Origin of the sequence: Pseudovibrio denitrificans JCM 12308, assembly GCF_001310815.1 — a bacterium.
In the GTDB taxonomy this organism is placed as follows: Bacteria; Pseudomonadota; Alphaproteobacteria; order Rhizobiales; family Stappiaceae; genus Pseudovibrio; species Pseudovibrio denitrificans.
The window spans coordinates 233,930-247,384 of sequence record NZ_BAZK01000008.1; the positions used below are offsets into that span (position 1 = coordinate 233,930).

At 51.1% G+C, this 13,455-nt stretch carries 9 protein-coding genes; 6 read left to right on the plus strand and 3 right to left on the minus strand.

Annotated elements, in window-relative coordinates:
- Positions 1–2: 2 nt before the first annotated feature.
- Genes JCM12308_RS12605 through JCM12308_RS12620 form a run of 4 tightly spaced genes read left to right on the plus strand, consistent with a single transcriptional unit; the run spans position 3 to position 7,667 of the window.
- Positions 3–2,891: a condensation domain-containing protein gene (locus JCM12308_RS12605; RefSeq protein ID WP_280138375.1), complete on the plus strand. Its 2,889-nt coding sequence runs from the start codon at positions 3–5 to the stop codon at positions 2,889–2,891.
- Positions 2,892–2,905: 14 nt separating this feature from the next.
- Positions 2,906–5,368, plus strand: coding sequence for a beta-ketoacyl synthase N-terminal-like domain-containing protein (locus tag JCM12308_RS32290; RefSeq protein ID WP_054783956.1), 2,463 nt, complete (start codon positions 2,906–2,908; stop codon positions 5,366–5,368).
- Positions 5,369–5,388: 20 nt separating this feature from the next.
- Positions 5,389–6,807, plus strand: a complete 1,419-nt coding sequence (locus tag JCM12308_RS12615) for an SDR family NAD(P)-dependent oxidoreductase (protein WP_054783957.1) — start codon at positions 5,389–5,391, stop codon at positions 6,805–6,807.
- Entirely contained in the window at positions 6,714–7,667 is a 954-nt protein-coding gene (locus JCM12308_RS12620; RefSeq protein ID WP_128647394.1) for an alpha/beta fold hydrolase, read from the plus strand. The genes JCM12308_RS12615 and JCM12308_RS12620 overlap by 94 nt, the downstream gene beginning before the upstream one ends.
- Here the strand turns inward: JCM12308_RS12620 and JCM12308_RS27795 are convergent.
- Positions 7,602–8,234, minus strand: a complete 633-nt coding sequence (locus JCM12308_RS27795; RefSeq protein ID WP_128647395.1) for a 4'-phosphopantetheinyl transferase family protein — start codon at positions 8,232–8,234, stop codon at positions 7,602–7,604. The genes JCM12308_RS12620 and JCM12308_RS27795 overlap by 66 nt on opposite strands.
- Before the next feature lie 141 nt (positions 8,235–8,375).
- Positions 8,376–9,149 (minus strand): thioesterase II family protein, encoded by a 774-nt coding sequence (locus JCM12308_RS12625; protein ID WP_164845307.1) that lies wholly within the window; start codon positions 9,147–9,149, stop codon positions 8,376–8,378.
- Positions 9,150–9,387: 238 nt separating this feature from the next.
- On the opposite strand from JCM12308_RS12625, the gene JCM12308_RS12630 reads away from it, so the two are divergent.
- Positions 9,388–10,221 carry a cyclase family protein gene (locus tag JCM12308_RS12630; protein ID WP_208609160.1) on the plus strand — a complete coding sequence of 278 codons (834 nt, stop codon included), beginning with the start codon at positions 9,388–9,390 and terminating at the stop codon, positions 10,219–10,221.
- A gap of 44 nt (positions 10,222–10,265) precedes the next feature.
- Here JCM12308_RS12630 and JCM12308_RS12635 read toward each other — a convergent pair whose 3' ends face one another.
- Positions 10,266–11,483 (minus strand): MBL fold metallo-hydrolase, encoded by a 1,218-nt coding sequence (locus JCM12308_RS12635; RefSeq protein WP_054783961.1) that lies wholly within the window; start codon positions 11,481–11,483, stop codon positions 10,266–10,268.
- 347 nt (positions 11,484–11,830) lie between these two features.
- On the opposite strand from JCM12308_RS12635, the gene JCM12308_RS12640 reads away from it, so the two are divergent.
- Positions 11,831–13,450, plus strand: a complete 1,620-nt coding sequence (locus JCM12308_RS12640; RefSeq protein ID WP_054783962.1) for a hypothetical protein — start codon at positions 11,831–11,833, stop codon at positions 13,448–13,450.
- The last annotated feature ends 5 nt before the right edge of the window (positions 13,451–13,455 follow it).

Sequence of the window (13,455 nt, forward strand, 5' to 3'; positions counted from 1 at the left end):
AAATTGAACAGGGGCTCCAGCAACTTTCCAAGGTGCGACAAGCGTGTGTACTCACGCGTCAGGAACCCGGAAAACCGCTCGAGCTACACGCGTATCTGACTGCAGATAAGCGCCTAAACTATGCCGATCTTGATGCCCACATGTCAGCGCATCTACCGGATTACATGCGCCCTCATCAGATCTTTTGCATTGACGAAATGCCCCTGAATGCAAACGGCAAAATTGATCGAGATGCCTTCCAGAAGATGGACTGCGCTCCACTCCGCCCTACACATTCTTCCGGTGGAGCTACAGATGAAATCCTCACGGATATTTTGAAGGCCGCAGAGTTGGTTTTGAGTGTGCCTTATTTGAATGGTGAGGACACGGTGCTGACCGCAGGCGGAGACTCCCTCAAGGCGATTAGTCTTGCAAATCGCCTGAACAAGACACTTGGCTATCGCTTAGTCCCGTCCCTGCTCCTAAATCTGACTTTTTCTGAGCTTGCAGACACGATCAGAAAACAAGGCCCCCAGCTGAACGTCTTGCCTCCGGTTCCTTCTCCTTCAAACGTCACGAAAGCCCACGTCACGTCTGAGCAGAAGCGTTTGTGGCTGCTGCAACAAAAGAACCCTTCTGACACCTCTTACAACACGCCCTTCACTTTCCGGTTCGCCGGAGAGCTCAATCCAGAAAAACTAGAGAGAGCGGCAGGAGCTCTCGTAAAACAACATCCGGCACTGCGCACCAGCTTCCACCTTACAGATGATGGAGTGGAGCAGCACATTGCACAGAGTAATCCTGAGGTGTTTCATTACCACGGTGTCTTAGAGCAGAACGAGATCGCAGCGCTGCAAAACACGCTCTTCAGTCAACCGTTTGACCTTGAAGTGCCTCATTTGTTTCAGCTTCATCTTGCACATGAACCCGATGGTTCAAGTGTGCTGATCCTCCATGCGCATCACATCGTTTTGGATGGCTGGTCCCTCAATATCCTGTTTGAGGACCTTTCCCGAGTTTATCAGGCTAAACTCGACGAAGAGGTCTCCGAGCAGAAAAAGGTCTCCCTCACCCCGCTGGATTTTGCGGCTTGGCAGGCGCAAACTTGGGAAAGCGAGCATTACAAAACACAACGGGAACAACTCTTCAAAATCTACGAGGAAGCAGAGTTCTCTGCATGCTGGTCACCTGTGTTGAACTCAAAACATGCTGGTCAGGAAGGGCCGGCAGGCCGCACGCGTTTGATGCGCCTTGAAGACGCTCATAGGGCAAAGTTGATCGCAACTGCGCATCAGTTTTCTCTGACACCTCATCAGGTTTTCCATTCTCTTTTCGCACATGCGCTTTATGCGCATTTGGGCAAATCAAGATTTACAATCGCGAGCCCAATAGCAAACCGCAACACAGCAGAGTTTGAGGCGACTGTTGGAATGTTCGCCAACACAATGCTGTTACCGGTGGTGATCGATCCTGCCCAAACCATTGGACAGAACACAAGCGCATTGGCCGAATTTTCCAAACGCACACTTGCCTGTCAGGAGGTTGCTTTTGAACATGTCGTAGATCACTTGCAAAAGGCGAACCGTTTATCAGGTCTGCCTTTCGAGTTCATGTTTGCGACTGAAAACACGCGCTATGAAACGCTGAACCTGAACGGCGAATATTCGCCGCCATCTTTCCCGGAGCACATCACTCCTAAGTGCCCGTTGTACCTTTCAGTTCTGGATGAGTTTGAGACCTACCAGTTCTATTGGGAGTATGATCTTGCTTACTTCAGCAGGGAGGACATTGCGCAGCTGGAACAAGCCATGCTCGCTGGGTTATCTCAAGTAGAACTGGAAGAACCCGCAGGCGATATTTTGAAGACCGACAAGCAGCAACGGGCATCTCATCTCAAAGGGGGTGATTTAGCCCTGCCACATAAAACAGTGGCAGCCTGGTTCCAAGATCAGGTTCTGCAAACACCTCATGCCTCTGCTCTGGCGTGGAAAGATAACACACTAACTTATCAAGAGCTTGGCAAACTGACAGATACGCTCGTAGCACACCTGCAGTCTACGGGCGTTGGTGCTGTCGATCCGGCAGAGCCATTGCGTATCGCGCTCTACATGGATGCCTCTGCCGAGTACATCATTGCGCTACTTGCTCTGACAAAGCTGGGCGTAACAGTCGTGCCGCTGGACCTCAGCTATCCCCAAAAACTGCTGCAAGCCGTTGTCTCACAAGCCAAGCCAGTGGCAGTTCTCCATCAGGCAGGAGCACCCTACTCACCAGAGCTTCAACAGGGTGATCTCCTCCTAATTCCGGTGGAACTGGAAGACCTCAAAGCCCCTCAAGATGTAGCGGCTTGGGAACTCCCTGATAGCGGAAGACCGCTGTACACCCTGTTCACCTCAGGTTCGACAGGCCACCCCAAAGGTGTAGACGTCTACAACGAAACACTCTGCAACTTGTTGCATTGGCAGCAAGAACAAGGAGAGCTACCCGCTGCAGAAAGAACCATGCAGTTCTCTAAGCTGGCCTTTGATGTTTCGTTTCAGGAGATATTTTCGACACTCTGCTCCGGTGGCTGTTTCCATGTCATTGATCCTGCCTGGCGGCAGGACATGCGATGCCTGCTGACATACATGTGCGACAACACCATTGAGCGCATCTATATGCCTTTTGTGGCTCTGGAGTTGTTCTGTGAAGCTGCTTTAACGTTCGAGATCTTCCCAGCTGCCTTAAAGAACGTGGTGACAGCGGGCGAACAACTTTATTGCACCAGAGCTCTGCGCGATTTCTTCACCAAACTGCCTCAGGCTTCCTTGCACAATCACTACGGCCCAACAGAAACCCATGTGGTCTGCGTGCATAGCTACATGGTTCTCCCGCAAACTGGCCAACCCGTCCTCCTATTGGCAACCCTATAGCCAACACGGAGATCTTGCTTGTCGACGACAGCTACCAACCCCTTGCTCCTGACGAACCGGGCCATCTCCTCATTGGCGGCCAATGGGTCCGTCACTGCTATTTGCACAACGCAGAGTTAAACGAAGACCAGTTCGTTGAACTCCACCTAAATGGCAGCTCTGGCCGATCACAGCTTTACTACAAAACAGGCGATATTGGCGTTCTAGATAAGACTGGCCGCCTGAACTATCAGGGCCGTCATGATCATCAGGTGAAAATCTCTGGCCATCGGGTCGAACTTGGCCAGCTGGAAATGTCTCTCATCGATCACGGTGCAGTTGAACAGGCGTCCGTTGTGTTCGATGGAGAGCACAAAAAATTGCACGCCTATGTCAGCCTTCGGGACAGTTCCATCAGTGCAGATGATCTTGACCGCCACCTTTCAACCCGGCTTCCAGATTACATCCGTATCGACGAGTTCAGGCAGATCGAAAACTGGCCGCGCACGCCAAGTGGCAAGATCGATCAGAGAGCGTTGAAGCTGTGTGATTGGACTCTGCTTGAAACGAAGAAACGCAAAAAACACGCAAAAAACGCAAACCAACGTACAAACCAACTCATCACGGCATTTGAAGATGTTGTCGGCTCTCCAATCTCTGCAGATCAAACTTTCTTCGAAGCTGGTTGCTCATCTCTGCAGCTGATGCGTTACCAAATGCATCTGAGCAAGGAGTTAGGCGTGAAGGTGAGTATTGCTGAGCTGTTCCGCCACGTGACACCTGCTAAACTGGCGGAACACATTGAAAAGGATGGTGAAACGGAGCAGTCGAGCAGCAAAGAGCAAGCACCTCAGAGCGCGGATAAAGTTGCCATCATCGGCATGGCACTCAGAGTTCCAGGCGCAGATAATCTTGCAGAGTTCTGGTCCATGATGCTCGAAAACCGAAGTGGTATCGAACATTTCACCCCGGATAATCCTGGTTTCGTTGGCGCCCGAAGCCAGATGAGCGAAATGCTGTCGTTTGATCCGGAGTACTTCTGCATCAGCCCCCGCGAAGCCGCGCTCATGGATCCGCAGCAACGCCATTTCATGATGAGCTGCGTACATGCTCTTGAAAACGCTGGTATTTCTCCTCACCACAACGACCAGAACATCGGCGTTATTGCAAGCTGTGGTGAAACAACCTACTACCACGCCGCCCTCCGTTCAGCCTCCTCTATCGCCCTTCCCGACAAGTTCCAAATGGCCTTGCACCACGAGAAAGACTTCCTCGCAACGAAGGTTGCCTTTCAGCTTGATCTCAAAGGCCCAGCCATAACGTTACAAGCTGCTTGCGGTAGTTCACTGGTTGGCATTCACAGTGCTGCAGGTATGCTTAAAAATGGCGAATGCGATGTTATGCTTGCAGGCGGTGTCCTTGTCGATCCCGACATGACAGAGGGCTATAAGTATCAGTCACAGCACATCTTTTCCAAGGACGGCAACTGCGCACCCTTCAGCGATAATGCCAGCGGAACCATTGGTGCAAGCGGTGTAGGTGTCATGGTCCTGAAGTGCCTGGACCGCGCTCTAGCCGACGGAGATCGCATTTACGCAGTTATTGAAGGATCAGCCATCAACAACGATGGACGGTCCAAAATGAGCTATACTTCTCCGTCTGTTTCCGGTCAGGAGAAGGTCATCCGACAAGCTCTTGCAAATGCTGGCTTAAGCGGCGATCAAATCGGTTACGTCGAAGCTCATGGAACAGGGACACAACTGGGCGATCCCATTGAAGTACAAGCACTTTCCAATGCCTATGGCAAACTTACAGAAGGTTCCTGTGCACTTTCATCCGTTAAAAGCCAGATTGGACATCTAGGAGCCGGTGCCGGCGTTCTTGGCCTCATTAGAGCAGCGCTCTCGGTTTACCATGGATACTTGCCCCCAAATCTTGGTTTTGATCGTCCCAATCCAGAACTGGGTTTGGATGAAAAAGGCTTTTATGTTCCGCCTGTTGGCAAGCCCTGGGAAAGCCCTGAACCCCGTTATGCAGGCGTAAGCAGCTTTGGGATTGGCGGCACCAACACACATGTTGTCTTAGGTCAAGCCTCGCAACAACCGGAGATTGAAGCAATTACTCCGCTACGTAACAACAGCTCGTCTCCCTCCAACACCGCTAACCGGCAAAGCACGCCGCCACCGTGGGATCATCCGGGCTATAGCTTCAACCTTCGACAGTTTACTGTTTTCGAACAGGATTTTTCCCAAACCCAAGAGAACATCAACCTCCCTAAGCGGCTTCCAGAAAGCGAATGCTCAGTCAAATGGTCTGGCAGCCAGTGTGCCGGATCGAAAGCAGCAAAGCTGGCAAAGTTCCAAGAACGGCAGTTGTATTACTGGACGCAAACAGCAACCCTGATGATCTATTGCCACTCAATGAAGTCTATAAACAGGTTGTTCCTGCCTTCATTGAAGGCCAAGCTTTTGCTTCAGTCTCAGGCAACCTGTCAGTAAATCCATTCTGCAAGAACTCCGTGGAGCAGCTTATGGAGCGGCTCTCAAATATGGATCTGGAAGAAGTAGACTGGATACATTCCCTTCCGCTCTTTTACAGGGGGACAGGAGATAAACTGGCTGACCTCCAGCAAGCTCAAAGCGTCTGCCTCGATAGCCTGACTTATCTTCTTCAAGCTCAGCAAGAATGCGATCTGAAAATTTCCAGAATATGCTTGCTCTCCAGTAGAGCTTTGCCGGTGTTCGGTACCGTCGAACAGCCTCTGCATGGCATGCTTGCAGGTCCATTATCAGTTATTCCTCAAGAGTTTGGTATTCAAACTCTGTGGTTGGACGTTGAAGATACTCCGCCCGATACAGGGTGGTCTGAAGTTGCCTTTGCACTCTCACTTCAAGAACAAGGCAAAGAGCGTCTTGCATTGCGAAATGGTTTTGCTTGGCAGTCCGAAACCTCTACTTTGCCCACAAACAACCAAACTACCGCCATTGCTGAAGTAGAAAAAGCAGGTCTCTTCGTGGTGACCGGTGGTAGTGGTGCGATCGGAACTCAGGTTTGCAAGAGTTTACTGTCTGACCCTCAATCTCAAGTCGCAATCGTTTCACGCAATCCGAGTGTCCCAGCAGACTTATTGCAAGAGATCTCCAGAATACATCTGATCAAAGCAGACATAGGAAACCCTGATACTTGGGCAACGACTTTAGATAGCATCGCAGAGATAAACTTACCCATTACCGAGATCATCCATGCATCAGGTGTCAGTGAAGGAAACCTGATCTCGTTTCGAGACCCTGCTGAAACTCACAAGAAGATGCGTTCAAAGTACGAGGGAAGTATTTTTGTCGAGCACTTTATTGAGAGATTCCAGCCAACAAGGGCTATTTACTGCTCATCCATGTCTGCCGTTCTTGGTGGAGCTGGCCAGCTCGACTACGCCTCCTCTAACGCTTTGATGGACAGTTATGCGTATTTCAGGAATCGAGCAGCACCTCACACAGTGAGAACGGCCATCAATTGGGAAATCTGGAATGAGAGCGGAATGGCTGTTTCTGCTGAGTTACACGATGAACGTCATCAGCAACATCTGAAGGTTGGGCTATCAAATGACGAAGGACGGCGTATCTTCTCTCAGATACGGACGGCATCTCTCCCGCAAGTCCTGGTTAGCACTTGCAACATTGAAGACTCTCAATACTTCTATCGATCTCTGATCGGATATAATCTTGAAAACACATCTGATAGTGCTGAGACAAAACTCACTTCCATTCAAAATCAAACAGAAACTCTTTTACTAGAGCAGCTTGGGCTTAATCAGATCGATCATGACGAGTGCTCCATGATCTGGGGATGGACTCCCTTACTCTTCTCGATCTTGTGGGTTTGCTTGAGAAATACGGCGTCCGGTTGTTACTTTCTCAAGTTCCTAGAAACTCCTCTCTAAGACAGATTATGGAGTTGGTTGAACAGCAGCTTGAGGTCAAGCCTAACTCCAACAAGACCACATGGTCTGATGCTATAGCTGTGCATGAATGGCAGGCTGGATATGATGACGAGACCGTTGTTCTCATACATCCGGTTGGTGGTGATGTGGAAGCCTATCGTGAACTGGCGGCAAAACTTCCTGATACCGCTCAGATCCTTGTCATAACTGACCCTCACCACAGTAACCCCGACCTCACGGAAATCAGTCTAAAAGAAAGAGCAAGGGTTTACGCCGATGCCTTAATCAAAAACCTAGCAAAACAACGAGTTCATTTGATCGGCTGGTCATTTGGGGCATGGGTCGCACACGAAATTGCACTCTATTTACATGACAAGTCAGGTATCTCTGGCCAGTTGACATTGATTGATCCGCCAGCCCCAAACTCAAGCGCAGATCTGCAGCAGCTAAGCGAACATGAAATTGAGCAGATATTCTTAAAGGAGCTGAGCGAAAAATGGGGAGCCGATAACGTCCAATCTAGCGAAGAGAGCATGCGCGGAGAACAACACGAGTATCGGGCAGCTCTTGTCCGCTGTACATCCTCTAACATCAAGGCGATGGTCAATCACCAAATGCGCCCGGTTCCTTCCTGGAAAGCGAATGTGATTTTGGCATCTGAAACTGCCGAAGGGTTGAATGAAAACCAAAACACCAGCGCAAACAACCGGATAAGTTGGCTTGAAGTTCTTCCAAATCTACAGAACTGGAAGGTTATTGAGGCCGATCACTACTCCATAATGAGGGGTGAGGCGCTAGATGACGTGCTCAGTATCATGGACTTGCTCGATACACGCGAGTTGATAAGAATGGAAGGGTGAGAGAACATCTATAACTGTAACACCTGGGTCAACAGCAAGAGTACAGCTGTAACCTTTCCAGCGAAGAGGAACATCAAACAGCGCCATGGATAGAGCTTCAGAAGTAATGGTCGGTTGGTGCTGAGATAACTTCACATCAAGCGAACGAAGATCATCTCGAAGCCCTTCACCGGTCGCCTTCAATACGGCTTCTTTACGGGTCCAGCAACGATAAAACATCTCATTTCGCTCCTGTTCGAAGCACCTTGCAAGCGCTCTACGCTCAGCCGGATGACAAACAGCAGCTATCAGATCAGTTGATTGATTATCTGAGCGGATCAACTCGATATCAACGCCCAAAGGCTCCCTGCGAGCAAATGCAACAGCAACCAATCCGCCAGAGTGGCTTATGTTGAACGCTGGATAGCCATTTATGTAGGGCTTGCCTCGATCTCTAATCGCAAAAGGCTCAAGAGGAATCGTAGCTTTGAGCGTAGTTCGAACAATAAAGCGGCCCAACTCATATGCTCGCCTGTCTCGAATAAACCGATAGCGTGCACTTCTTTCTTTTTCTTCCTCGGTCAACATGCAGTCATCCGGAAATGGAAACTCTATCGGCACGAGAACCAGCAACACCCTTTTGATCTCATAGCAATGTTGCCACTTCCACCTCAGAGTTTGAAACCATTCTTGAGCGCTTTTCGCAGAAATTGAAATGGGCACAGTATTTTACGCCAGCTGCAAGGTTGCGGGTTGAGACATCTGATGGACCACGTTTGCAGCGTGCTCTCTTATCTGATCAAGTACCTTGATCGGACATTCTTCAATAAAGAAATGTCCACCTTCCACGTCGTCAATAACTACGATTTCAGAGCTCAAAGTCGTCCAATCTTCCACTTTACTCCGCTCGACAATTTGGTCTTCACATCCTGCAAAAGCAAAAATGGGGGACTTAACCTTCCAAGGGGCACGTGGCCGATAAGATTCGCAGAGCTTAAAATCACTGGTGATCGCAGGTAGCAATAAGCTCACCAACTCATCATGCTCAGCGATCTGCTTAAAGTCAGGATTAAACAAGATGAGCTCTTCAATCATTTCCTCTCGTGTACATCCTTCAAGGAACGGAAGGCTTCTTGGAGCAAACGGAGAGGCTGAAGCCAGCACAAACAGCGCTGTTGGTTTAAGATGATGTTGCTTGGCAAGACTGAGAGCCAACTCATAAGCAATCCATCCGCCCATACTGGACCCAAGCAGCGCAAATGGAGCTTCACCGAACTGCTCAATCTCTTGAGCTAACTGATCGACAACCTCTTCCATACAATTGATTGATGGGTCTCTAAATCGAACTCCACGGCCAGGAAACTTCGCTGGCATCACGTTCACCTGATCACCAAGCGGCACCTTCCATCGGTTGTACAAGCTCGTATCGCCCCCTGCCTGAGGCAGGCAAACCAAGTTCAGCTTATTCGGATGGGCCTCTGCATCAAACCAAGGAGAAGGCATCAGAAAACTCATTTAAAACCATCAACCTAGTCAAACTCAATGCTTTGAGTATTGCGTGGTTTGATATGAGGTCGAGTGAATAATCACTTTAGGTCAACGAACTTGGTAACTGCCCAAATGCACACGCAAGTTGAGCAACAAAACTGACTATGCTTAACAGTCCGCAACAACCCTCAACCCTCTTTAACACTTCTCCCCTACGCTTCCGGTTCAAATCAAATGCCCATAGGTGAAGAGAATGTGTGATGCGTGTGTGATGGAGGTGGTGAAGGGGCGGTTGTCGCGGAGGGGGTTTTTGAGTGGGGCTGTGGCTTCTGCGGCAGGCGGGGCGGTGTTGAGTGCATCGGCGCTTTCTGCGACTGCGAATGTGTTGCCGGAGAGTGTTTCGTTTTCCAATGTGATTGACCTGACACAGACGCTGACACCGGACTTTCCCACGTTTGAGGGCGGGCCTGCTTTTGGAGAGAGTTACGAGTATACCTTTGCTAAAGACGGGCTGAACCTGAAGACTTTGCACTACCACGAGCATGTGGGCACGCACTTTGATGCGCCGATTCATTTCAGCAAGGATGGGCAGTCCATTGATGAGATTCCCATTGAAAAGTTCGTCTGCCCTCTGGCGGTGATTGATGTGCGGGATCAGGCGGCGAACAATGCTGACTACCGTGTTATGCCAGAAGATATTCTGAAGTATGAGCAACAGCATGGCCGCATTCCGGATAGGGCCTGCGTGGCGATGCTATCCGGCTGGCCGCAATATGTGGGAACGGAGAAGTATCGCGGGGAAGACAGCAAAGGTCTGCTTCATTTCTCTGGGTTTCATGAGGAAACAGCTCAGTTCCTGATCAATGAGCGCAGTGTTTATGGGCTTGGGGTAGACACCCTCTCCATAGATTATGGACCGACAAAGGATTTTCCCGTGCACTATCTGTGGCTTGGGTCCGGGCGGTATGGCATTGAGAACCTCACCAATCTGGATCGGGTGCCCTTGGCAGGCGCGACGATCATTGCTGGAGCGCCGAAATTTAAAGGCGGGACCGGCGGTCCGGGGCGGGTTCTGGCCGTTTACTGATGCAAAAAAGGAGAGCGGCCCTCGCCTGCTCTCCTTCTGAACTGTCAGTTTGACGGGCGAGAGGCCACTTGGGGCTCACCGCTGTTCATCTCTTTGGCACGTTTGACGATTTCTTCTACACGCGTTGCCCAGATTGGACGCTCTTCTGCGGTTTTCCATGGCACCTGAGGCCACCATGCTGTGTTGGAGACCACCTGCCCCGGCTCAACAGAACCACCCGGCAGCGGCACAGCCAGATCAACACCATATTTTTCAGCGGCAACCATCACCCGCTCAACAGGTTCTGTCCAGTTGTGGGAGGACAGGTCAAATAGGCCCCAGTGAACCGGCAGCATGGTTTTGCCCTTCACCAGTTTGTGGGCCAGAACGGCTTGTTCCGGGCCGAGATGCGTGTCCTTCCAAAGTGGGTTGTAAGCGCCGGTCTCGATCACCGTCAGATCAAACGGGCCGAGGCGTTCGCCAATCTCCTCAAAGCGATCATGCATGCCGGTGTCACCGGAATAGAACACGGCGTGCTCAAGACCATTGAAGGCCCAGCCTGCCCAGAGCGTTGCGTTGACATCGCTGAAGGTGACAGAGCGACCAGAGCGGTGGCGGGAGGGTGTGGCGGTCACGGTGGTCTCTTCCACCTTTGTAGATTGCCACCAGTCCAGCTCGGTGATGTCAGCGCTCGCGACGCCCCAGTATTCCAGATGAGATCCTACTCCAAGCGGGACGATCCATTTCACCCGCTTTTGGGCCAGCTTTTGGACGGTTGCCATGTCCAGATGGTCGTAGTGATCGTGAGAGATCACCACCGCATCAATCTCAGGCAGGTCTTCCAGTGCGATCAGCGGATCATAGAAGCGCTCTACCCCTGCCCACGGCAATGGAGAGGCGCGCTTGCTCCAGACCGGGTCGATCAGGATACGTGTCTCTTCAAGCTCCACCAGGAGTGTGGAGTGGCCGAACCAAGTGACGCGGGCACCGGACTCAGGCGGCGTGTTCAGGCGGTCACCGATGGTCTCGGTTGGAACAGGTTGCTGCGGGCGGTTGTGATCGGTCGGTTCTAAAATGAACTGACGGAAAATCTCGCTCAGTGGTCCGCGAACCATGGGAAGCTTGTTTGCAAAGCTGCCATCGGCCCATTGGTCAGACTGGGCCAGCTGTGCCTTGTGTTCCTCATCTGGCTTCTGCCCCATATTGGTGTAGGCACTGGCGTAAATCGCGCCAACTCCAACCACCACAACGCCCAGCACTCCACCGGCAATTTTCTTAATCATTCTCTTTTTGCAATCTCTTACAGCCGAGCTTTTGGCGCTTTGCCAGCTCTTGTTGCCCTTCTCTCGCTGCTTAAACTAGGAAGCACGAAGTGTACATACCAGACGCATTTTGTAAATTTTGCACCTTGCCCTGCAAAACTGTGACGTCCATCACAAAATGCGGGTGCTGCAAGATGCGTTGATCACTCTAATACTCTTAGAGAAAATTCGCAGCAAAACATCGTGCATGGCTCAAGCTGCAGTTAACCGAACTGCTCATTTGACTGTATCTCCCTTAAGAATGCTCAGTATTTTGGCCTTATAGATGGTGAAAAGCCAAAGTATGCGCAGTCGTTTGGAGCATCTCGATGCCGAAGTCTAACCTCACCCCCGAGCAGGAACAGTGGACCGAACTGGTCCTCAAACACTTGAACTTGAAGAACGTGGATGAGGTGCAACTGGACGAGAGCAATGCGGGCCACACGCAGCCCAACGAGGTTAATCCGGGTAAACGCGCATCCCGCCGCGCGCGCGTGCTGGTTTCCAAAGACAGCCCCGCAGCCTATCAACAACAGTCTGAACAGGTGGCAGAGCAGTTCAAGGCTGAGATCACGCAACTCTCCAACCGATATCAGACATTGGCCACCAACGCCCAGAAGCTGGACGCGCAGGCCCGTAAACAGCTGGTCACCAAAGAGCATATCGAGGCGTTCAAGGTGCAGGTTGAGAAGATCAGCAACACCTTCAAGCAGTTCAATAAGAATTTTTCTGGCCAGCAGCGCCCGGATGCGGGAACTATCAGCCTGCTGAAAACCTTACTGGATAAGGTGCAGTATCACATCAGCGAAGGCAAAAAGGTTCTGCAGCAGGGCTGCAAGCACGCGGACGAGATGATCGCCAAGGAAATGCCTGCTGTTGAGGCCTACAAGAACACCGTTGAAGATACCTACAAACACCGCGATGAACTGGTGCAGTGGGGCGTTGAGACGGCCGCCTTCGACAAAGCACACCGCATCGCCAACCTTCCCCTTCTTCGCATGCAAAAGGCGATTGCAGATCACAGCTATCCAGGCCTGAAGTTCATGCTTGGCAAAATCAAAGGCAAGAAGGAAGGTTTCGTCAAAGCCTATGAGGATGCCAAGGAGCAGATTGAGAAGAACCGGGAGGATGCGCAGCAGCGGCTGGATAAGACCCTTGCCGATGCCACCGCCTTGAACAAACGTTCCTCAGAACTGGAGCATGCGCCTGAGGCACTCGCCCAGTTTACCTCTGCCTTTGACAAGGTGGCCGCTGCCACTCCAAAGGGTCTGCAAGCTCTTTCTGGCGGAGATTATCAAGGTGCCATAGCAGTGGTGCATGAGAATGAAAGCGCGTTGTTTGATATGCAGCAGATCTGGTTTGCCAGTGCCTCAACATCAGAAGACGAAGCAGATGGTCCAGTTGAGAAGGGCAAGCCCATCCCAACCCGCAAGAAGATTGAGAACCTGCGCAATGCCTTGGATCAGGCGTATGAGCGGCTGCCTTTCATCAAAGACTGTCTGCCAAATGCACACCAGTATGAGGCAGAGTGCAAGTCTTTGAAGACATTGCTCACTTCAGCTCAGTCTGACCTGATTTCCGGCAGGGTTGAAGAAGCGGAAGAAAAGGTACTTCCACTCAGGAAAATCCGCTTCCAACTCTACAGCATGACCCATAAAGCCAAGGGACAGCTGGAGTGGGTTGAAAAACAGCTCATTCAGCTGAAAGACGAAGCAAAGTCATGGCTGGATCAGCACAAAGACCTCAAGTTCATCAGCCAGTCTGACGAGAACGCCAAGCAAAGCTTTGATGCCTATGTGAAAGAGGCGGATGTGGTGAAAAGCCACTTCGACAATGCCCAAGGCCACCTTGAGAACGGGAAGGCCATTCAGGCCCAAAAGTCCGTCGATGAAGGCACCAACAGCCTGAAACGCCTCATCTCACACGCCACCGATATTGAGCTGGATTAGACCCC